22 protein-coding genes are annotated in these 22,739 nt (G+C 36.4%); 20 read left to right on the top strand and 2 right to left on the bottom strand.

The features are described 5' to 3' along the window. Positions 1-84 precede the first annotated feature (84 nt). A complete protein-coding gene (locus ACVWNY_RS08840; RefSeq protein WP_454071249.1) occupies positions 85-1,347 on the top strand; it encodes an MFS transporter in 1,263 nt (420 codons plus the stop codon). Between the two features lie 32 nt (positions 1,348-1,379). On the opposite strand, the gene ACVWNY_RS08835 is transcribed toward ACVWNY_RS08840, so the two are convergent. After that, entirely contained in the window at positions 1,380-2,177 is a 798-nt protein-coding gene (locus tag ACVWNY_RS08835; protein ID WP_454071248.1) for an alpha/beta hydrolase, read from the bottom strand. 163 nt (positions 2,178-2,340) lie between these two features. Here ACVWNY_RS08835 and allC point away from each other — a divergent pair, with 163 nt between their 5' ends. The 7 genes from allC to arcC are packed head-to-tail and all read left to right on the top strand — an operon-like array spanning position 2,341 to position 10,300. Continuing rightward, a complete protein-coding gene (allC, locus tag ACVWNY_RS08830) occupies positions 2,341-3,564 on the top strand; it encodes an allantoate deiminase (protein WP_218324851.1) in 1,224 nt (407 codons plus the stop codon). Positions 3,565-3,585: 21 nt separating this feature from the next. Then, complete coding sequence (allE, locus tag ACVWNY_RS08825; RefSeq protein ID WP_438719735.1) at positions 3,586-4,371, top strand: (S)-ureidoglycine aminohydrolase; 786 nt, start codon at positions 3,586-3,588, stop codon at positions 4,369-4,371. Positions 4,372-4,382: 11 nt separating this feature from the next. Continuing rightward, positions 4,383-5,444, top strand: coding sequence for an ureidoglycolate dehydrogenase (gene allD, locus ACVWNY_RS08820; RefSeq protein ID WP_454071247.1), 1,062 nt, complete (start codon positions 4,383-4,385; stop codon positions 5,442-5,444). 25 nt (positions 5,445-5,469) lie between these two features. After that, positions 5,470-7,230, top strand: a complete 1,761-nt coding sequence (gene fdrA / locus ACVWNY_RS08815) for an acyl-CoA synthetase FdrA (protein WP_438719736.1) — start codon at positions 5,470-5,472, stop codon at positions 7,228-7,230. A gap of 2 nt (positions 7,231-7,232) precedes the next feature. Further along, positions 7,233-8,498 carry a YlbE family protein gene (locus ACVWNY_RS08810; RefSeq protein ID WP_218324855.1) on the top strand — a complete coding sequence of 422 codons (1,266 nt, stop codon included), beginning with the start codon at positions 7,233-7,235 and terminating at the stop codon, positions 8,496-8,498. Between the two features lie 3 nt (positions 8,499-8,501). Continuing rightward, the gene (locus tag ACVWNY_RS08805; protein WP_454071246.1) at positions 8,502-9,335 is read left to right on the top strand and encodes an oxamate carbamoyltransferase subunit AllH family protein; all 834 of its coding nucleotides are present in this window, start codon (positions 8,502-8,504) and stop codon (positions 9,333-9,335) included. Next, positions 9,335-10,300, top strand: coding sequence for a carbamate kinase (gene arcC, locus ACVWNY_RS08800; protein ID WP_438719739.1), 966 nt, complete (start codon positions 9,335-9,337; stop codon positions 10,298-10,300). Before ACVWNY_RS08805 ends, arcC begins: the two co-directional genes overlap by 1 nt. A gap of 34 nt (positions 10,301-10,334) precedes the next feature. Here arcC and ACVWNY_RS08795 read toward each other — a convergent pair whose 3' ends face one another. Then, positions 10,335-11,960, bottom strand: a complete 1,626-nt coding sequence (locus ACVWNY_RS08795) for a PucR family transcriptional regulator (protein ID WP_218324858.1) — start codon at positions 11,958-11,960, stop codon at positions 10,335-10,337. A gap of 170 nt (positions 11,961-12,130) precedes the next feature. Here ACVWNY_RS08795 and ACVWNY_RS08790 point away from each other — a divergent pair, with 170 nt between their 5' ends. From ACVWNY_RS08790 to nusB, 12 genes are all read left to right on the top strand, one after another. Then, a complete protein-coding gene (locus ACVWNY_RS08790; RefSeq protein ID WP_218324859.1) occupies positions 12,131-13,339 on the top strand; it encodes a pyridoxal-phosphate-dependent aminotransferase family protein in 1,209 nt (402 codons plus the stop codon). 132 nt (positions 13,340-13,471) lie between these two features. After that, positions 13,472-14,743 carry an MFS transporter gene (locus ACVWNY_RS08785; protein ID WP_218324860.1) on the top strand — a complete coding sequence of 424 codons (1,272 nt, stop codon included), beginning with the start codon at positions 13,472-13,474 and terminating at the stop codon, positions 14,741-14,743. Between the two features lie 198 nt (positions 14,744-14,941). Then, the gene (locus ACVWNY_RS08780; RefSeq protein ID WP_454071245.1) at positions 14,942-15,310 is read left to right on the top strand and encodes a cupin domain-containing protein; all 369 of its coding nucleotides are present in this window, start codon (positions 14,942-14,944) and stop codon (positions 15,308-15,310) included. 22 nt (positions 15,311-15,332) lie between these two features. Then, positions 15,333-16,493: a pyridoxal-phosphate-dependent aminotransferase family protein gene (locus tag ACVWNY_RS08775; protein WP_454071244.1), complete on the top strand. Its 1,161-nt coding sequence runs from the start codon at positions 15,333-15,335 to the stop codon at positions 16,491-16,493. A 107-nt stretch (positions 16,494-16,600) separates the two neighbouring features. Beyond that, a complete protein-coding gene (locus tag ACVWNY_RS08770; RefSeq protein WP_218324863.1) occupies positions 16,601-17,797 on the top strand; it encodes an amidohydrolase in 1,197 nt (398 codons plus the stop codon). 23 nt (positions 17,798-17,820) lie between these two features. Next, on the top strand, positions 17,821-19,311 hold the full coding sequence (gene glpK, locus ACVWNY_RS08765; RefSeq protein WP_343214702.1) for a glycerol kinase GlpK: 1,491 nt from the start codon (positions 17,821-17,823) through the stop codon (positions 19,309-19,311). A gap of 77 nt (positions 19,312-19,388) precedes the next feature. After that, positions 19,389-19,817, top strand: coding sequence for a phosphate-starvation-inducible PsiE family protein (locus ACVWNY_RS08760; RefSeq protein WP_218324864.1), 429 nt, complete (start codon positions 19,389-19,391; stop codon positions 19,815-19,817). 17 nt (positions 19,818-19,834) lie between these two features. Then, a complete protein-coding gene (locus tag ACVWNY_RS08755) occupies positions 19,835-20,071 on the top strand; it encodes a GlsB/YeaQ/YmgE family stress response membrane protein (RefSeq protein WP_218324865.1) in 237 nt (78 codons plus the stop codon). Between the two features lie 82 nt (positions 20,072-20,153). Beyond that, the gene (locus ACVWNY_RS08750; RefSeq protein WP_454071243.1) at positions 20,154-21,218 is read left to right on the top strand and encodes a M24 family metallopeptidase; all 1,065 of its coding nucleotides are present in this window, start codon (positions 20,154-20,156) and stop codon (positions 21,216-21,218) included. Between the two features lie 66 nt (positions 21,219-21,284). Next, on the top strand, positions 21,285-21,842 hold the full coding sequence (gene efp, locus ACVWNY_RS08745) for an elongation factor P (RefSeq protein ID WP_218324867.1): 558 nt from the start codon (positions 21,285-21,287) through the stop codon (positions 21,840-21,842). 30 nt (positions 21,843-21,872) lie between these two features. Beyond that, positions 21,873-22,298 carry an Asp23/Gls24 family envelope stress response protein gene (locus tag ACVWNY_RS08740; protein WP_218324868.1) on the top strand — a complete coding sequence of 142 codons (426 nt, stop codon included), beginning with the start codon at positions 21,873-21,875 and terminating at the stop codon, positions 22,296-22,298. Further along, positions 22,291-22,734 carry a transcription antitermination factor NusB gene (nusB, locus tag ACVWNY_RS08735; RefSeq protein WP_218324869.1) on the top strand — a complete coding sequence of 148 codons (444 nt, stop codon included), beginning with the start codon at positions 22,291-22,293 and terminating at the stop codon, positions 22,732-22,734. The genes ACVWNY_RS08740 and nusB overlap by 8 nt, the downstream gene beginning before the upstream one ends. Positions 22,735-22,739 lie beyond the last annotated feature (5 nt).

The raw sequence follows: 22,739 nt of genomic DNA, 5'->3' as shown, positions 1-22,739 counted from the left end.
ATTTACATAACGTATCAATAGAATACGAAGAATCAGATGAATTTTGTCTTGCAAAATTGACTTGATATGAAAAGGAGTAGAGTGATGGAAACAAACGAAAATACTACCCAGTTTCCCTATTGGAAAAAAATAATTTTTATTCTAACTGCGGGATGGATTGTCATCTGGATTTACCGAACAGTATTGACCCCGATCTATCCAATTATCAGTGATTTTTTTGGTGGTGCGACTGATGCACAATTAGGAAATATTTCTAGTTTTTATTTTTTAGGTTATGTAATTATGCAAATTCCCTCGGGTTTATTGGTGGATCGTTTCGGAAAGAAAACTATCTTAATTCCCGGTTTCTTAATGTTTGGGGTAGGAACTTTGCTGGTTGCGACTGCACCAACTTTGAGTTTCCTATTTGCTGGTAGTGTCTTAGCAGGTCTCGGTTGTGGAACTTTCTACGGAGTGGCTTACTCACTGACGACCGAATATGTACCTGCGGGGAAAAGAAGCTTAGCAACAGCAATTGTAAATAGCGGGACTGCGATTGGTAGTGGCTTAGGTTTGGTTTCTTCTAGCTATCTAGTAGGTGAAGGAATTTTACCTTGGCAAACATTACTATTTGTCACAACTGTTTTAGTCATTTTAATGGTTTTCGTGTTTGCAAAATATATAAAAAAAGAACAACCCAAAGTCGTGACAGCTGAAAAAGTTCAACCAAAAGAAAAAGGCGGCGGTTTAAAAGCTTTATTTAAACCACAAATGATTGCCGCTTATGTGTTGTATTTCTCAACGTTATATACGTATTATTTAATTGATACTTGGTTACCTAATTTTTTGGAAACAGAAAGAGGGTTTCAAGGGACGGCAGTAGGTTTGGCTTCATCTTTAGTATTTTTTGCGGCAATTCCGGGAGCATTGTTTTTTAGTCGGATCGCCGATAAAATTCCTCATCGAAAAGTCGGGATTATCATTGCCTTAGAAATTGTTGCAGCAGGTATGTTGTTGTTTACTGTTCAAACTACGAATCAAATGTTTCTAGTCTTTGGGGTAGTTGGTTATGGCTTCTTTGGTAAACTAGCGGTTGAACCAATCATTATTTCTTGGTTAGGTCAGTTTGCACCTAAGAAAAGTATTGCAACTACCTATGGTGTATTTAACTTCTTCGGAATGTCTGCTTCAGTGATTGTTCCTTCGCTGACAGGTTTAATTTCTGATGCTATGGGTTCCAAAGTTTATGCGTTTTATTTAGCGATTGGAATTATTTTAATCGGTACTACTGTATTCTTTGTGATTAACAAGTTAACTTCTGCGAAAGAATATGCGTCAAAGTTAAAAAGTGAATCAACTCTCTCATAGAAAAAAAGCCGTTGGAATTTTCCAGCGGCTTTTTATATGGCATTGATGATTTGTTGATAAATCTCAAGGTTTCTTTTGGTTACACTGCGATCAAAGTCATGCTCATTTGCTTCAATCGTTATCAATTGATTATTCAAAATTTGTTGACTGGCTTCAACCGAAGACTGATAAGGAACATCAGGATCTTCTGAACAATGAACTAAAATTGTTTTTGGAAATCTTTCCAAGTCCGTTTTTGTTAATGAAAACTGATTTGCTTCTTGGTGATTATTAAGCAACATAGTCTGCCAAGTACCAAATTGGCGAGCTGATAGATAGATAGGAAAACGTTTATCCATTTGGCCAGAAGTTAAAGGTTGTTTTTCTAAGAGATTTTCTACATCTAAAGGTAAAACTCGCGGATATTTATTATAAAAAGCATTAGGATAGTGAAATTCTTGCCAGTCCAAACGATTGTAGCCATAAAAACTGATAAAGGCTTTTGGTTGTTCACCTGAGTTTAAAAGAAGTGATGCAAGATAAGCGCCAGCAGATCTTCCTAGCAAAATATAATCGTTTCCTAGTTTTAAGGTTTGAATTGTCTCCTTTAAAGTACGAAAGATTTGATCTAACTTTGTTTCCGGTGCTAATAGGTAATCAATAGTAATAAAGGAATGGCCAGCTTCAAGGAATAAATCAATGTAAGCTTTTGGTAAATCTTCTCGTTCACCAAACACCAAACCACCACCATGAAGATAAACAATTGGTTCTTTGATGGGTTTCTTTGCTTCGTAGATGGTACCTTTTATCAGTAAGTGATCAAAACTATTTAAAGTGATTGTTTTCGGCATAAGTTTCCTCCTTAGTGATTTTATTTTATAGTAATTGAATTATCTCAAGACATTATGTCATTTACGCACAAAATATGCACGGGTTTTGTCTAAAGTCACCAATGATTGCAAGTTGGCAATCGCTTACAATAAAGATGTAAAATTAGACAGGAGGATTTTAAACATGAACTTAGCTGACGTATTGAAAAAAAGAATTGATGATTTATCTTCGATTGGGAATGATCCAACTGGTGGTATGACTAGACTTTTATACACAGATAGTTGGTTACAAGCGCAAAAATACGTTGAACAACAAGCCAAAGATTTTGATTTAAAGACACATTTTGATGAAGTTGGGAATTTATTCGGTCGCGTAGAAGGATCAGAACTACCCGCTGAAACAATTATGTCAGGTTCTCATATTGATACAGTTGTTAATGGTGGGAATTTAGATGGACAATATGGTGTGATTGCAGCAATGACCGCGATTGAATATTTGTTAGCTGAACACGGACAACCAAAACGTAGTTTGGAATTTATTTCAATGGCGGAAGAAGAAGGTAGTCGTTTTCCAACCGTCTTTTGGGGGAGTAAAAATTTCGTAGGTGAAGCAGATGTGGATGCAGTAAAAGATATCGCTGATTCTGAAGGCGCAAAATTTGTTGATGAAATGCACCGTCAAGGTTTTGACTTTAAAAAAGAACAAACGCGTCGGGACGATATTAAAGCCTTTGTAGAAATTCATATTGAACAAGGAAATGTTTTAGAAAACCAAAAATTACAAGTAGGTGTGGTCAATAATATTGCTGGACAACGCCGTTACAATATTAATTTAAAAGGTGAGGCCAATCATGCTGGAACAACACCGATGAGCTATCGCCATGATACCGTTTATGCTTTTTCTAAAATTTGTTCAGAAGCGATTGATCGGGCGAATGAAGTGGGTGATCCACTAGTATTGACTTTTGGTAAAGTAATTCCAAAACCAAATACAGTCAATGTTGTCCCAGGGGAAGTAGATTTCACAATGGATTGTCGTCATACAGATGCCGAATTCTTAAAAAAATTCACTGGTGAATTAGAAGAACGAATGACTGAAATTGCTAAGAGCATGGGCATCGAAATTACTATTGATCGTTGGATGGATGAAGCACCAGTACCAATGAATACAGCGATTGTAGAAACGATTGAGAAAAAAGCTGATGAAGGCAATTATAAATATCGCGTAATGCACAGTGGCGCTGGTCACGATTCGCAAGTGATTGCGCCACATTATCCAACAGCAATGATTTTCGTACCAAGCATTAATGGTATTAGTCACAATCCGGCTGAAAAAACAGAATTTCCAGATTTATTAGAAGGCGTAAAACTATTAGCTGATACATTATACGAATTGGCTTACAAATAAAAAAGAAGAGGCGATTAATCAATGGGTTACAAAAACGAACGAATGGGCTATCAAAAAGACTTATTAAGCTCACGAGCTGTCATTAAAAAAAATAATTATGCGTTAATTCCACATGATGGATTAGTCAATAATGTTCTTCCAGGCTTTGAAAATTGTGACATGTCTATTTTGGGATCACCAAAATTAGGTGCCGGTTTTGTTGATTACATCATCACTTTCCAAAAAGATGGAAAAAACTTAGCTGGTGTTGGTGGCGATGGTATCCAAACATTGGCTTATGTCATTGAAGGGGCTTTAAAAGTTTCTGATGGAGAAAAAGAATATGAATTGACTGCTGGTGGTTATGCTTATTTTACAGCCGATCAAAAAATGTATCTAGAAAACAACCAAGAGACTGCAACAGAAGTATTTTTATATAAAAAACGTTATGAAGCTATTGATGGTTACGCAGCACATACAGTTGTTGGTAATACAAAAGACATTACACCAATTGAGTATGAAGGAATGAAAGATGTTTTGCTGTGGGATTTATTACCAAAAGATTTAGGCTTTGACATGAATATGCACATTCTTTCTTTTGAGCCTGGTGCTAGCCATGCGTATATTGAAACTCATTATCAAGAACACGGGGCCTATCTGATTAGTGGACAAGGCATGTATAACTTAGATAATAATTGGTACCCAGTTGAAAAAGGCGATTATATTTTTATGAGTGCATATGTACAACAAGCAGCTTATGCAGTGGGACGTAAAGATCCTTTAGCATATGTATATTCAAAAGATTGCAATCGTGAACCTAGAATTTAAGGATGAAAATGATGGAAGAAACTATAAAATTAAAAGCTCCAGAATTATTTGTATTAATTGAAAGAAAATTTAAACAAGCTGGTTTACCAGATGAACAAGCTAAAGAAGCAGCGAACCAGTTAGTTTTTGCCGATGCCTGTGGGATTCATTCCCACGGGGTCGTGCGATTAGATTATTATGCTGAACAAATTACCAAAGGCGGAATTACGATACATCCCGAAACAAAGTTTGAACAGACCGGTCCATCCACAGCAATTTTTCATGGCGACAATGGCATGGGACAATTCATTTGTCGGCAAGCTTTAGAACATGGATTTAAAATGGTTGCTGAATCTGGATTAGCTTTAGTCGGCGTTTCAAAAATGAGTCATAGTGGTGCTTTAGGATATTACCTGAAGAAAGCTGCCGAAAAAGGCTACATTGCTTTATCTATGTGCCAATCAGATCCAATGGTAGTTCCTTTTGGTGGGAGCGAAATTTATTTTGGCACCAACCCAATTGGTATTGGCGCACCTTGTGCTGATCGGCCACCAGTTGTTTTTGATATGGCAACTTCCGTTCAAGCTTGGGGGAAAATTTTAGACGCTCGTTCTAAAAAGCAAAAAATTCCAACTACTTGGGCAGTCGATAAAGATGGTAAACCAACAGATGATCCAATGAAAGTTCAAGGTCTATTACCAATCGCTGGTCCTAAAGGTTATGGCTTGATGATGATGGTGGATATTTTGGCAGGTGTATTGTTAGGATTGCCTTTTGGAAAACATGTGTCATCGATGTACGATGATTTAACGACTGGCAGAAATCTGGGACAAATTTTCTTATTAATCGATCCTAAAAGATTTACTGATCCACATGAATTCAAAATAAAAATCAAACAAATGGTCGATGAATTACACGAAAATAAACCGGCTGATGGTTTTGATCAAGTTTATTACCCAGGCGAATTAAGTCAAATAAAATATGAAACAAGTATTGAAGGCGGTATCGAAATTCCAACTTCAATTTATGAATATTTACAAAGTGAAACTGTCCATTTCAATCAATATAATGGAAAAGATGCTTTTGCGGAATAAAATTTGAAAGAGAGTGATTAATCACATGCTCCATACAATTATTGAAAAAAATAGCTACCAAGATTCCATCGTATTAATGCTATTAACCAATCATTTAGAAGCCATTGACGGTGTTAACAGTGTCTCAGTAATGATGGGTACACCTGCTAATAAAGATATTTTTAAAACAGCGGGACTTTATACTGATGAAGTTGAAACAGCAACACCAAATGACATGGTAGTTGTTGTTGATTTAGAAGATGCCTCAAAAATTGATGAATTATTAGAAACAGCTAAAGACTATCTTGAGGAACAAGGGAAAAAATCTCAAAACGATACCTCTGAAGAACATGTAAAAACGTGGGACAAGGCATTAGAAGTTGGTGCGGATACTTCAGTTGCTATTATCTCTGTTCCAGGTGTTCATGCAGCTGGTGAAATTGAAAAAGCATTAGAAGCTGACAAACATGTATTTTGTTTCAGTGATAATGTGGCAATTGAAGATGAAAAAAGACTAAAAGACCTAGCTCATGAAAAAGGTTTACTATTGATGGGACCTGACTGTGGTACAGGGATTATCAACGGTATTCCGATTGCTTTTGCCAATGTTATTCGTAAGGGAAATATTGGTGTAGTTGGTGCGTCAGGTACTGGAATTCAAGAAGTAACGACAATTATTCATAAATTAGGTGCTGGTGTGACACAAGCCATCGGTACTGGCGGTCGTGACTTAAAATCAGCAATTGATGGTGTTACCTTTAAAGATAGCGTGGCATTGATGGAAAAAGATCCTGATGTAAAAGTAATTGTCGCTATTTCCAAACCACCCGCAAAAGAAGTGCGAGATGATGTTTTAGATTTATTACGGGCAACATCAAAACCAGTTGTGGCAATTTTCTTAGGTGAAAAACCGGAAGCTCATGAAGAAGGTTTGTATCGTGCCCATACCTTAGAAGAAACGGCAGAACTCGCTGTTGAATTATTAAAGGGGAACGAAATTACAACTTATGAAAAAACAGTGGATGTACCAGAAATTAAATTAACTGATCAACAAAAATATATTAAAGGCTATTATTCTGGTGGTACTTTAGCTTATGAAGCAGCTATGTTAATCAATGAAAGCTTAGAATTAGGCGCTGAAAGTGGTGCTGAAGGTTTTATCATGAAAAAAGATGGCTATGAAGTCATTGATTTAGGTGATGATATCTATACACAAGGTCGTCCTCATCCAATGATTGATGCTACAAAACGCAAAGAATTAATGGTTGAAGCCGGTCAAGATGCTGAAACAGCAGCAATCTTATTAGATATTGTTTTAGGCTACGGATCTCATGATGATATGGCTTCAGAATTAGCGCCAGGAATTAAAAAAGTTTTGGCTGATGCGAAAGCGGACAATCGTGAAATCGCAGTGATTGGCACGATTGTTGGAACTGATGAAGATCCTCAAGATATTGAAAAACAAAAAGAAATTTTAACAGAAGCTGGAGCAATCATTTGTGATAGTAATGCCCAAGCTGTACGGACAGCCTTAGCATTAGTTGGCAAACCTGTTTCTGAAGAAGTGAAACCAGTTAAAGCCAAAGCTGATACAGCAAGAACAGTACCAGAAATTCCAACACAACTAAGAGATTTATTGTCAGCTAGACAGTTCTTAAATATTGGTTTGGCAAGCTTTACTAAAGCAATTATGACTCATGGTGGAAAAGCAGTTCAATTTGACTGGCGTCCAGTTGCGGGTGGTAATCCTGAATTGCAAAAGGCATTAGACTTTTTACAAAAAGTTTCATTGAAAGTTGAGGTATAAAAATGGTTTACAAAAATATTGATGAAGCAAATCAAGCAGTTGTTACAAAAATTATCGCAGGAGCACCTTTTTTATTAGATGTTGTACCTGCTAAAAGTGTCATCGATGAATTTAACCATGGCAAAGTTTTATTACATGCTGGACCACCGATTACTTACGATAAAATGGTTGATCCAATTCAAGGTGCTTGTGTTGGAGCGGTTTTATTTGAAGGCTGGGTAGACAATGAAGAAGATGCCCGCAAATTAATGGAAAGCGGCGAAGTGAAATTAATTCCTTGTCATCATGTGGATGCTGTTGGACCAATGGGGGGAATTACTTCAGCAAACATGGCAGTTTTAGTAGTAGAAAATAAAACTGACGGTAATCGCGCCTACTGTACAATGAACGAAGGAATTGGTGCCGTTCTACGTTTTGGCGCTTATTCTAAAGAAGTTATCGATCGTTTGACTTGGATGAAAGATGTCTTGGCGCCAACTTTAAGTAAAGCATTAAAAGTTCGTGAACCATTAAATGTTAATGTTCTTGTCGCAAAAGCGATTGCTATGGGAGATGAATTTCATCAAAGAAACATTGCTGCTTCATTGGCTTTCTTAAAAGAAGTTGCTCCAAGTATTGTTTCTCTAACAAATGTTGATCAAAAAGAAAAAGAAGAAGTTATTCAGTTCTTAGCAGATACCGATCAATTTTTCTTGAATATAATGATGGCTTCCGCAAAATCTGTGATGGATGGCGCTCGAATGATCCAAGAAGGAACAGTCGTTACTGCAATGTGTCGAAATGGATATGAATTTGGTATTCGAATTGCCGGCATGGGAGACGAATGGTTTACTGGACCGGTGAATACGCCGCAAGGATTATATTTCTCTGGTTTTTCAGAAGCAGATGCAGCGCCTGATATGGGCGATAGCGCCATTACCGAAACTTTTGGTGTCGGTGGTATGGCGATGATTGCAGCACCAGCTGTGACGCGTTTTGTTGGCTCAGGTGGATTTGAAGATGCATTGAAAACTAGTGAAGAAATGACTGAAATTACTTTAGATCATAATCCTAACTTTGCAATCCCAACATGGGATTTTCAGGGAATTACTATCGGAATTGATGCTAGAAAAGTTGTTGAAACTGGAATTTTACCAGTGATTAATACTGGGATTGCCAATAAAAAAGCTGGAAAAGGACAGATTGGTGCCGGAACAGTAACACCGCCAATTGATTGTTTTGAAAAAGCAGTCTTGGCTTATGCAAAAAAATTAGGATTTGAGGCTTAAAAAATGAAACGGATAGCTGCAACCAGTGACCAAAGTTTTCCAAGGAAAGCAACAGACTGGGTAGTTCATAGTACTTTTGATAAAACTTTTAATTTAACGGATTTAAAGCAGCCAAAAATGTTGGCTTTAATGGCAACTGGTGAAAAAATTGTGCCTGGTGGTATCTATTTATCACAAAAAGATTTCCGCGAAATCCAACAAGCTTTGCCAAAAGTTGAATCCATTAAAAGTACAGAAAATCAATTATTTATTGAAACAGTCGGTGCCGATTGGGAAATTGCTATTTCTCCGAGTGAACAAACCATCTTATCGGTGAAGGGAATAAAATCTGTGCAAGCTGAAAAATTGCTGGCAGCAGGTCAGAAAATTTCTGCAGTGACTGGCTTTAGCTATCCTTTAGCTTCATTTGGTGATCCACAAAACAATCCATATTTTCAAATGATGCAAGAATTTAATCAAGGAAATGAGCTTCAAAAAGTTGTAGATTATTTAATCGGTAGAGGTCGTGGACTAACACCGGCAGGTGATGATTTTTTATTGGGCTGGCTTTTTGTTGATTGGTTGAATAATCAATCAACTACCTTGACTAAAGCAGTTTATAACAGAGTAGCAAATAATCAATTTACCACAGATGTGAGTCGTAATTTTTTAACTAGAGCAATTAATGGTGAATTTAGTCAACCTTTGTTGGCGGTCGCTGATTTTTTAACAGAAACGGAAAATACATATGATCTTGCAGAACTTATTCAAGCGGTCGTCGACTATGGCAGCACGTCTGGTCTCGATACTTTAGCAGGAATATTATCAGGATTATTACTAATAAGAGGAGTGAAATAATGGCAAAAAGAGTCGTAATGGCAATTGGCGGAAATGCAATTTTACAGCCAGGTCAAACCCCAACTTTCGATAATCAATTAAAAAATACTCAAACTTGTGCCAATCAAATTGCACGAGTAGAATCTTTAGACTATGAAGTAGTTTTAACTCATGGAAATGGTCCACAAGTAGGAAATATCTTACGTCAAAATGAATTGGCTGAAGAAGTTGTCCCAGCAGCACCATTAGATGCTTGTAATGCTGAATCACAAGGATTTATCGGTTACATGCTAGAACAAAGCATTAAAAATGCTTTAGAACAAAAACATTCCACAGCTAATGTGGTGACTTTGTTGACACAAACAGAAGTTGATAAAAATGATGCAGCTTTTAAAGCACCAGATAAACCAATTGGTATTTTTTATTCTGAAGAAGATGCTAAAAAAATGACTGAAACAAAAGGCTGGGAAATGGTGGAAGATGCTGGCCGTGGTTATCGTCGAGTTGTACCTTCACCTTATCCACAATCAATTCATGGTGTAGAATCGATTACTCATTTGTTAAATCAAAATATCATCGTGATTGCTGGCGGTGGTGGGGGCATTCCTGTTTACCGAAATAATGCTGGCTTATTAGAGGGCATTGAAGCGGTTATAGATAAAGATCGTACTGGTAAAAAATTAGCAGAGCAGTTAGATGCGGATATCTTTATGATGTTAACTGACGTAAGCAACGTGTATATCAATTATGGTAAAGAAAACCAGCAAAAATTAACGGATATCAGTGTTTCAGAGGTTGAAAAACACATCGCTGATGGACAATTTGCCGCTGGTAGTATGGGGCCGAAAATTGAAGCTGCTGTAGATTTTGCTAAATCTGGAAGAACAGCGATTATTTGTGCTTTAGATGAAGCTGATTTAGCTTTGCAAGGGAAAGCTGGAACAAGAATTTCTCTAGCAGCTGTTCCACAAGGCGCAGTTAGTTAATAAAAAGGAGTGCTGAAATTCAGCACTCCTTTTTTTAGTTCTCAGATAACTCTAAAGCAACTCGTAAAATAAGATTGCTTTCAGGATCGGTAATTGATAAATCTAATAATTCTTCACATTGATTGATGCGATATTTAATCGTATTACGGTGTAGAAACAAGACTTTGGCGGTTTTAGTGATTTCGCAGTTGAAATCCAAAAAGGTTTTTAAGGTTTTACGCAATTCTTGGAAAGTTGGTTCGACTGGATAAGCCAATTCTTTCAGATTTTTTTCACAGAAGTAATGAACATCCTTATCACCAATTTTTTTCAATAATCCTGCTAAGCCTTTTGGTTGAAAGTGCTGAACCAAAGGTGCATCGACTAACTGGTCACAGTTTTCCAAAGTTTGGGATGCTTCGATATAGGAATTGGTCAGCTCATCTAAAGTCTGGTAAGCATTTCCTAAAGCAAATTTAATTTGAATAGGTAAAAGTGTGTGTAATTCTTGTGAGAGATCCTCTAAGACTTGCGTGATGCCTTCATGTTCATTTTGAAAAATCAAGACACTTTCGTTACGGTTTTTTAATTTGAAAAGTGCGACATCCCGCATTTTTAAGGGAAGATTTTCTTTTAACCAATTTAAAATGATTTGAGCTTCTTCTTGTTGATAACGCTCACGAGTTTGAGTAGTTTGGTCAGTTGTAAAATAAACGATGGCAATCTGATAGTAATTATTGCCCACTAATCCATAGTTCTTACCTAAATCCAACCAGTTTTGTTGTTCGGTAGAGGTTCGTTGATAAGCATCCAACATTTGATTAAGAAAGTCGGTCTTGAGATTATCATAAGACTCTTCAACTTTTTGATTTTTATAGAGAATAAAAGTTAAGACTAACAAGGCTTGTTCTATAGCAAATTCAGAGATTGGATAGGGCATTTTTTCTGGCTCAAGAATGATTAAATAATAAGGAAAATAATTGTTAACATGAATCGGCATAGCCGAGATTTGCAACGGTTTGCCGTCAATGTCCTGAATGACTAGCGCCTGTTCTTCTTGATCAATTCGCTTGAAATTTTTTTGTGATAATTGGTCGACATAAAAGGATGCTGGTTTTTGTGTGCCGGAAAAATGTTTAGAATGAGCAATTACTTTGTGCCAAGGGTTCAGTAAAATAATGGGTGTATTTAAAATTTTACCGAACTCAGCGATAAAACGAGCATTATTAACATCATGGGTCAATAAGTAAGAAAATCTTTTTTGAACATCAAAGGCGAAGGCCATCTGCTGAGTTTTTGAATCCCATAAATAACTCAGCATTTGGTGAAGTAAGCCACCTAAAGGCTGTGTACTAGGAATCTTAATCAAAGGTAAATTGACTTCAGAAGCATAGGCAATAACTTCAGGATGAATTTCCTCAATAAAGCGACCGACTTTAATTCCTAAAGCAACACATTTAATTGGAATTAAAGAGTCGATTAATTTTTTTATTTTTAACTGATCATCACGATAGATCATGGCAGTTGTTAAAACAATGGCATTTTCAGGAATAAAATTGGCAACGTCTGGTGTTTCCGTAATTTCAACAGTTTCCAATGGACGATTCAAATCTTTATGGGTGGATAAAACTTCTAAATCTGAAAATCTAGGCAAAGTTAACAGATCATTAAGCGTTTTCAAAATAATAACCTCCATTCTATCTACTATTATATAGAATAATTCATCTTGACACAAAAATTATTTATACAAAACAGATAAAAAAAGCGTTTGAATAGTGCAAAGTGACTAATGAAAGTAAAACGATTTCATTGGATAATAAAGATGAAAAAAACGAAATGAGGGATATTAATATGTATCAACAACCAGTATTTACTAAAAGAACAATCATGACGCCTGGACCGGTCGAAGCACATCCGTCAGTTTTAAGACAAATGGGACAAACAATCTTAGGTCAATTTGATCCAGAATTTTTACAAATCATGGACGAAGTCAAAGAAATGCTAAGAGTACCTTTCCAAACGAAAAATGAACAAGCTTTCGCTATCGATGGAACTTCTCGTTCTGGATTAGAAACAGGCTTGTTTGCCTTAATCGAGCCAGGAGACAAAGTATTGGTTCCTTGTTATGGTCGTTTTGCTTATCTATTAGGCGAAATTTGCGAACGGGCACATGCCGATGTTGTTTACTTAGAAAAAGATTGGGAAGCGCCTTTTGCTGAAGCAGATGTGATTGCTGCAATCAAAGAACATCAACCCAAAATTGTTGCCATGGTCCATGGAGAAACAGCCAATGCCCAAATGCAACCATTAGCTGAAATCGGTCAATTTTGCCGTGAAAATGATATTTTCTTCGTTGTTGATATGGTGGCAACATTCGGTGGTACTGAAACAAAAGTTGATGAATGGCAAATTGATTTAGCTGTAGCAGGCACACAAAAATGTTTGAGTGTTCCTTCTGGTTTATCTTTAATTACTTACAATGATCGTGTACAAAAATATGTAGCTGGTCGTTACCAAAAAGAATTGGGTTTAGGTGCTGATGCTAGAAATGACCGCCATATCCAAAGTAATTATTTAGATCTATCACAATTGGAAAAATATTGGGGACCTGAACGTTTAAACCATCATACAGAAGCAACTACTATGATTTATGGTTTACATGAAGGTTTACGTTTGTTATTACAAGAAGGTATCGAAAATGCTTATGCTCGCCATCAAGAAAATAACCGAATCTTAACTGAAGGTATGCAAAAAATGGGCTTGAAAATGTTTGGGAATGAAGGAACAAAAACACCAACTGTTATCCCAGTATTAATTCCTGAAGGTATTGATGGCGAAAAAGTTCGTGCTTTATTGTTAGATCACTATAAGATTGAAATTGCTTCATCGTTTGGTGATTTAAAAGGAAAAATCTGGCGTGTTGGTAACATGGGTTATAGCAGCCGTAAAGAAAACGTATTGTCATTCTTAAGTGCTTTTGAAACAGTTTTAAAAAATCAAGGTTATCAATTTGAAGTTGGGGCTGGCAGTAGCTATGCCTTGTCAGAATACGCAAAATAAATTTTTAAAGGATTGTTTCGTAAAAAAAAAAATTATGAGACAGTCCTGATTTTTAGGAAATGATTTATCCAAAATGAATGGTTTAAGTGTTGGATAATAATTTCTTGCAGTGAAATTAGGAGGAAAAAGGAAATGGAAGAAAAGGCGACAACGAGTACGACTTTTGCTTATTGGAAAAAGATTGTTATTCTATTATGTTTAGGCTGGGTCACTATTTGGATTTACCGGTCAGCATTATCACCTGTTTACCCACAAATTCGTGAATCTTTAGGTGGAAATGTTTCAGATACAGCATTAGGCTCAATCTCAAGTTTTTATTTTTTAGGCTATGTAATTATGCAAATTCCCGCTGGTTTTTTAGTTGATAAAATTGGCAAGAAAAAAGTGTTACTTCCCGGTTTTATTGTTTTTGGGTTAGCGGCGTTATTAATTTCACAAGCTAGTTCAATTGCAGTTATTTATGCAGGTAGTTTACTTGCTGGTTTGGGTTGTGGTTCATTTTACGGATCGGCCTATTCATTGACTTCTCAAAATATTCCAAAAGACAAAAAAAGTTTTTCTACAGCAATTGTTAACAGCGGTTCAGCTGTAGGGTCTGGTTTAGGTTTAATTCTTTCTAGCTACTTAGTTGCCCAAAAAGGATTGCCTTGGCAAACAATGATGTATATTACAGCCTTTATGGTAGTTTGTATGCTGGTTGCTTTTACAGTTATCGTGCGGAACCATAAAGACGATATGCGGGCTCTTCAAATCGCTGAAGAAGCTGAAGCTAAAGCAGAAAAAGTTGAAAGTGAACCAGTTACTAAACAAAAAGTTTCATTTTCAAAATTATTCTCGTTAAAAATGATTAGTGTTTATATTTTATATTTTGCAACTTGTTATGGCTATTATATGACAGTTACTTGGTTACCAAATTTCTTAGGAACTGAACGTGGTTTCCAAGGTGCAGCAATTGGTTTTTCTGCTTCATTAGTAGCGTTTGCATCTATTCCAGGAGCATTATTCTTTAGCCGTTTAGCGGATAAATTTATGCACCGTAAAGTTCAGTTTATTATCGTATTAGAAGTTTTAGCTGCTTTAATGCTGTTATTTACAGTTCAAGCAACCAATGCGACTTTCCTATTGATTGCATTAATTTTATACGGATTTTTAGGGAAACTAGCTGTTGAACCAATTATCATTGCGTGGCTTGGGGAAAATGCGCCGCAAATTGGTATCGGTACAACCTTAGGTGTATTTAATTTCTTTGGCATGATGTCTTCAGTAATTGCTCCAGCATTGACTGGTGGGATTTCTGATGTCACTGGTTCAAAAGTAATGGGCTTTTACATCGCGGTCATTTTATTAGTCGTAGGGGCTGTTGCCTTCATGCTAGTGAACATTAAAAATAAAGCAAAAGCTTAAAATCTAAGAAATATGGAGTGCTTATTTGAGAGAAATTCTCGGATAAGCATTCTTTTTTTCATTTTAAAAATAATATTGTGATGTTTATCACATTTGTACAAAAAGAAAAAGAGAATTGTTTAGTAGCGCTAAAGTAATCGTTTTCTTTATTGGTTATTCTATAGTCAAGCAATCAGTAATTAAAGGAGATGGATAAAAATGTCACAAGCAAAGCTAGAGGGAAGAATTTTTAAATTAGATGAAATTGCTAAGTTTGATGAAGCGGCTGCTAAAAAGAATTTTTTCTATGAGACAGAAAGGACAGCCGGAGCCATTTGGTGTTTACATCCGGGTCAAGAATTAGTTGAACATTCCCACAAGGCAGCTGATGATTTATGGATTTGTTTAAGAGGAAAAGGCACTTTTTATCCTGGTGATGATGCTGAAGTTGAGATTTCAGCCGGAGACATGATTATTTCAAAACCAGGTGATCATCATGGGGTGAAAAATACTGGTGATGAACCTTTTATGTTTATCGGCGTTGCAGGACCAAATCCTTTAGATTTTATCCCAAATAAACCACAATAATAAAATAATTGGAGGCATAAAAATGGAAAAAGATGTATTAGTAATGATCCCAGGACCAACACCGGTGGTTCGTTCAATTCAAAATGAAATGGCTAGAGATGTCCAAGCTTTTGGTGATCCTCGCTTTGTAAAAGACTATAAAGAATTAATTGATGATTTAGGTGAATTATTTAATTGCTCTGGTCAAACATTCCCCCTAGCAGGTACAGGGACTTTAGGAATGGAAATGGCGATTGCTAATGTAACGAAACCCGGTGATAATGTTTTAGTTGTTTCCAATGGATTCTTCGGAGATCGCTTTATTGAAATTTGCCAACGTCGCCAGTTAAATGTTGATGTATTAGCAGCTGATTGGGGCACTGTGATTACACCAGAACAAATTGATGCGCAATTAGCTAAAAAAGATTACACGGCTATCACTGTTAGTCATGTGGATACGTCAACTGCTGTGGTAGCACCAATTGCTGAAATCGGAGAAGTCCTAAAAAAATATCCAGAAACAATTTATATCGTTGATGGTGTGGCTGCAACAGGTGCAGAATATGCTGATGTAGATGGCATGAATATTGATATTATGTTTACTGGTTCGCAAAAAGCTTTTGGTGTTAGTCCTGGAATGTTTGTTTTATGGGCTAGTCAAAAAGCTTTAGTTAAACGTCAATCTTTAGGAACGATTCCAGATTATTATATTGATTTTGAAAAATGGTTGCCAATCATGCAAGACCCAGGAAAATACTTCGCAACTCCTGCTGTAAATTTAGTTTGGGCAATGAAAGAAGCGACGGCGATTATCAAAGAAGAAGGTGTCTTAGCACGCAGTAAACGTCATGAACAAAATGCTGCCGCTGTTCGAGCTGCGCTGACTTCGATTGGTTGTAGAATTTTAGCTACTGAAGGTCGCCAAGCTTCTAGTTTAAGTAATGTCATCTATCCTGAAGGAATGAATGATATTGAATTTAGAAATACAATGTATGGCAATGGCGTTATTGTAGCAGGTGCATTAGGTACTTATGCTGGTAAAGCTTTTAGATTAGGTCATATGGGAAATATTACGGAGCAAGATATGGTGAAAGTTTTAGGCGTTTTAGAAAAATCTTTCAATGCTTGCGGCTTAAAGGTTCAACCAGGAGCAGCAGTCGGAAAATATATGGCAGAAATGTCTCACGCAGTTGTAGCTGTCTAAAAAAAATAATTATCAAGAGAGGTAGAAAATAATTTCTATCTCTCTTTCTTTGCATTTTTCATTGAGAACGGTATCATAAATATATTAGAAAACAAAGGAGAATTGCGATGAAAAGCTTAAACAATGTGCGGGTTGAAACAAAGTATTTAGAAAATGCTGGCTTTACTTATGGGACGGCAACGGAATTAATGGATATAAAAATTGATGATGGAAAAATTATTGCGTTTGAAAAAGCAAAGAATCAACCTATCTCTGCAGAAGACATCGATGGTAACGGGCAATTATTGTTACCGAGTATACGTGAAATGCATTGTCATTTTGATAAAAGTAAATTAGGCGTCCCTTGGGAACCCATTAAGTCAGCAAATTCAATTGTTGAACGGTTTACGCAAGAATTGATTGATTTAGAAAATTTGGAGTTGTCGTTTGCTGAACGAATGGATAATTTAATCAAATTAGAATTAGCGAACGGTGTGACTTTTTTCCGTTCTCACATTGATGTCCATCCTAAAATTGGCCAAAAATATTTACAGCAGACACTAGAATCATTGGAAAAATATCATGGTAAGTTCGGTTATGAGTTGGTAGCTTTTCCGCAACATGGTCTATTATTATCTAATGCCTATGAAGAAATGAAGACAGCTTTACAAAACGGCGCTACAATCGTCGGCGGGGTCGACCCAGCTTCATTAGATGGAAATTTTGAAAAATCATTGCACCAGACTTTTGAATTGGCAACTCGTTTTGATGTGCCAATTGATATTCATATTCATGACCGTAATCAAGCAGGATATGATACCTTTAAAGAATTGTTGCGCCTAACAAAACAAAGTGGTTGGCAAAATCGTGTGACAATCTCTCATGGTTTTGGTTTACGAGATATACCAAAAGATCAAAAAACAGCATTTTTTACTGAACTTGCACAGACAGGTATTTCTGTTTTTTCTAGTGTACCTTTAGATGGTGTCATTCCACCATTAGCAGAATTACGGCAAGCAGGGGTCAATATTGCATTAGGCTGTGATAATGTTTACGACTCATGGTCTCCTTTTGGTGATGGCAATGTTTTAGAAAAATTGAATCGCTACAATGAAATCTTTAAACAAACGAGCCAACAACAATTAAGCGATAGTTTAGAATTAGTGACTGGCAAACAAACATTTGGTGAAAATAGTTGGTTAAAAGTTGGAGCCCCAGCAGATTTCGTATTAACTGATAGTAGCTGCAGTGCTGAATTTGTCGCTAGAAAAATACCGGTTAATTTGAGCTTGTATCGTGGAAATGTTACATTTAGCAAAGAATAGTTTTGTTTCGAGGGGGAAATCAAGTGGAAAAATACGTCATGGCAATCGACCAAGGAACCACCAGTTCGCGGGCAATTATTTTTAATCAACAAGGTAAGAATGTGGCTTCTTCTCAAAAAGAATTTACTCAATATTTTCCCGAAGATGGTTGGGTAGAGCACGATGCAAATGAAATTTGGAATTCAGTACAATCGGTGATTGCTGGCGCTTTTATCGAATCAGATATTAAACCTTTTCAGATTGTTAGTATTGGTATCACGAATCAGCGCGAGACGACAGTTGTATGGGAAAAAGACACTGGTCGTCCAATTTATAATGCGGTAGTTTGGCAGTCTCGACAGTCAGCAGAAATAGCCGATCAATTAAAAGTTGCAGGCTACGAAAAATATTTTCATCAAAAAACGGGGTTAGTGATTGATGCTTATTTTTCAGCGACAAAAATTCGTTGGATTTTAGATCATGTTCCTGGCGCCCAAGAAAGAGCTGAAAACGGAGATTTGTTGTTTGGTACAATCGATACTTGGTTGTTGTGGAAATTAACTGGCGGACAAGCCCATGTGACTGATTATTCAAATGCAAGCCGAACGATGTTGTTTAACATTAATCAATTACAATGGGACCAAGAAATTTTAGAATTGTTGAACATTCCTCAAATTATGCTACCTAGAGTGGCAACTAATTCAGAAGTATATGGAATGACTCAAAGTTATCATTTTTATGGTGGTGAAGTACCAATTGCTGGCATGGCAGGTGACCAGCAAGCCGCTTTATTTGGTCAATTAGCTTTTGATGCTGGTATGGTAAAAAATACTTACGGCACAGGCTCATTTATTGTCATGAATACTGGTGAAACGCCACAGCTATCTAAAAATAATTTATTGACTACTATTGGTTATGGTATTAATGGAAAAGTCTATTATGCATTAGAAGGAAGTATTTTTGTGGCGGGTTCTTCCATCCAATGGCTGCGTGATGGTCTAAAAATGTTAGAAAAGGCCAGTGATTCAGAAAAATTTGCAGAGGCTTCCACGAATGACAATGAAGTGTATGTTGTTCCGGCCTTTGTAGGATTGGGTGCGCCTTATTGGGATCAAGAAGCTAGAGGTGCGATGTTTGGCTTAACCCGCAGTACAACCCGAGAAGATATTGTGAAAGCCACTTTACAATCCATTGCCTACCAAGTTCGAGATATCATAGACACGATGGAAGAAGATACGGGAATTGAAATTCCTGTATTAAAGGTTGATGGTGGAGCGGCTGATAATAAATATTTAATGCAATTTCAATCTGATATTTTAAATCTACCTATACGGCGGGCAAATAATTTAGAGACCACTGCTTTAGGTGCTGCATTATTAGCGGGATTAGCTGTTGGTTTTTGGCGGGATTTGAATGAAATTAAAAAACTAGATCAAGGTGGTAACATGTTTGAACCAAAGATGGCTGAGGTTACAAGAGAGAAACTTTATCTCGGCTGGAAAAAAGCCGTTTCAGCAACACAAGCCTTTGACTAATCCATTCAGCAAAAAAAGCGAATATTTTAACGATTTATGCTCCTCTTTGCTATAATTAAGTGAAAGGGGAGTTTTTAATGGGAAAAGAATTTAAGCTGTTTGAAAAAATAGTTAGCACGATTATTGATGTTGTGCTGGCAATATTAGTTCTCGTTGTCCTAGTAGTCATGGTGGAGGCAGTTTATACGATTGTGCGCCATGTTATTCCTTTAGAGTCTATTTCTGAATTATCAATCTTAATTGAAGAAGTAGCGACTTTATTTATTTTGTTAGAAATTATTTTAATGCTGATGCGTTACGTTAAAGAAGGACATCATATTCCAGTGCGCTATTTAATTTTAATTAGTATTACAGCAATTTTACGGGAATTATTATTAGCTCACGGTAGTGGTGTGGAAACTTTATTTTTATCCATGGCCATTTTAGTTTTAGTTTTAGTATTATTTGTTTTAGAAAAAGTCAAAGCTTTCCATTCTGCAGCAGACGATGGAGATACTTTTGACTAAAAATTTGGAGGTAAAAAATGTTATTACGTTTAATTGTTGGAGCAATCATCGGTGCAATTGGTGGTGCAATTGCTGGTAGAGAAAATAAAGCTGGTTGTGTTTTTAATATTATTGCTGGCTTAGCCGGCTCTTATATAGGTGAAATGATTTTTGGCCATTGGGGTCCGCATATAGCTGGGATGGCCTTAGTTCCTTCCATTTTAGGAGCAGTAATTATTGTGGCAGTTGTATCATTTATAACGAGTCGTTACTGATAACAAATAAGTTATCAGTTTTTTTGTGAACTCTTAAGATTGTTTCCAATAACTTTGGTATAATGGTGAATGGGTGATGAAGATGATTAAAAGAACAGAAAAGCTAAGAGAATTAATGAAAAAAGAAGTCGTTGATAGTTATTTAGTAACCAGTCCAGCAAATCTTAGATATTTAACTAACTTTACTGGGACAGCTGGGATGGCATTAATTACTTTGGAAGAAGCTTATTTTATTACTGATTTTCGTTACATGGAACAAGCGGCTGAGCAAGTGGCAGATTTCACTATTTTACAGCATAGTGGAAATATTGTTGAGATAATTATAGACATTATTGAAAAAAATCAATTGCAAGTCCTAGCTTTTGAAGATACCCAAATGACCTTTGCTGATTACACCGTTTTTGAAGAAAGTTTAGCGATTGAATTATCTCCAGCTAGCGGTCTGATTGAAAGTTTGAGAGAAATTAAAGATGATGACGAAGTAGCTATTATAAAAAAAGCGTGCACGATTGCTGATGCAGCGTATGAATATATTTTAAAAACAATTCGACCTGGTATGACGGAGATTGAAGTTGCTAATCAAATAGATTTTTATATGCGGTCTTTAGGTGCAACAGGTGTTTCTTTTGATACAATCGTGGCTAGTGGCATTCGTTCTGCATTACCTCATGGTGTAGCGAGTGAAAAAGTTATTACGCCGGGAGATATGATTACTTTAGATTTTGGTTGTGTTTATCAAGGCTATGTTTCTGATATTACTCGCACTTTTGCAATTGATGATCCTGGTGAAGAACTAAGGAAAATTTATCAAATTGTACTTGATGCTCAGTTGGCGGTTTTAGATGCTGCACAGGCTGGTGTAAGTGGTGCACAATTAGATGGTGTAGCACGAGATATCATTACAACTGCTGGTTATGGTGAAAATTTTGGACATTCGACCGGTCACGGTATTGGACTAGAAATTCATGAAGGACCACTCTTATCTCGCCGAAATGACCAACTAGTAAAAGTGGGAAATGTTGTAACTAATGAACCAGGCATTTATATTCCAAATCTTGGTGGCGTTCGGATTGAAGATGACTTATTAATTCTGGCAGAAGGCAATCAAATTTTAACTGAGAGTTCAAAAGAGTTAATCATTCTCTAGTAGTAGCAAGAAAATAAAAGAAATGATAAACTAGGAAGATAGCAACACAGGGAGGAAACACGAAGAATGATTTCAGTAAATGATTTTAAAACAGGCTTAACAATTGAATTTGATGGAGATATATGGCGTGTCGTTGATTTTCAACACGTGAAACCTGGTAAAGGTGCGGCTTTTGTTCGTTCAAAATTAAAGAATTTACGCACTGGTGGGGTACAAGAAAAAACCTTTCGTGCCGGGGAAAAAGTTGCGAAAGCACAAATCGATAATCGTAAGATGCAATATCTTTATGACGATGGGACCAACCATGTGTTTATGGACGTAAATAGTTACGATCAAATTGAAATTCCTCATCAACAAATTGAAGCAGAAATGCAGTATGTTTTGGAAAACACTGAAGTCAATGTGATTATGTATGGTTCAGAAATTTTAGGTGTGGATTTACCAAACACCGTGATATTAACAGTTGCAGAAACAGAACCGAACATTAAAGGGGATACCTCATCAGGCGGTGGAAAACCAGCTGTTTTAGAAACTGGACTAACTGTAAACGTCCCATTTTTTATTAACCAAGGAGACAAATTAGTGATTAATACCACTGATGGCAGTTACGTCTCACGAGCTTAAAAATTTTGACAGATTATAGGAGCGATAAATATGGCAGAAGAAGAAAAATTAATTTTAGGTCAACCACAAGAACTTGGTGAAATTATTATTGCCCCAGAAGTGATTGAAGTAATCATAGGGATTGCTGCTGCAAAAGTTGAGGGTGTTTATGCAATGCGAGGCACTTTAGCTAGCAATGTGAATCAATTATTAGGTAAAAACACTCACGGTAAAGGCGTTTATTTAACTAATGATGAAGATGGCTTAAAAGTTGATTTATATACTTATTTAGAATATGGGACTTCTGTTCCTAAAGTTGCAATGGCTATGCAAGAACGAGTGAAACAACAAGTTTTATTCATGACTGATGTAGCTTTACAAGAAGTCAATATCCATGTTGTTGGCGTAGTTGCTGAAAAAATGGAGCAACCGACGTTACAAGAATTATTTAATGATGAAGAGGAAGAAAATGAGTAAAGAACTATCTCGCCACGAGATTCGGGAAAAAGCATTACAAGCTTTATTTCCTTTAGATTTTAATCAAGAACTAACTAAAAAAGATGCGATTAACCATGCTTTGAGTTTGGATCAAATGGATTTTGTTGCTGAGGATGAAGAAGATTTTATCCCAGTATATTTAGATGAATTAGTGGGTGGTGTTGTGGCCCATCAAACTGAAATTGATGAAATCATCAAAAAGCATTTACGTACCAACTGGTCAATCAATCGAATTGCCAAGATGGATTTAATTATTTTACGGTTGGCGATCTATGAGATGCTTTATAATGAGGCGGTTCCTAATAAAGTCGTACTAAATGAAGCGATTGAACTAGCAAAAACTTTCAGTGATGAGACTTCACGAAAATTTGTGAATGGTACATTATCAAAAATTATGAACGAGCTAGACAAATAAGCAAT

It is taken from the genome of Enterococcus sp. JNUCC 77 (assembly GCF_054819945.1).
Note: the sequence above shows the minus strand (reverse complement) of the source record. Positions and strands in the feature narration are given on the sequence as shown.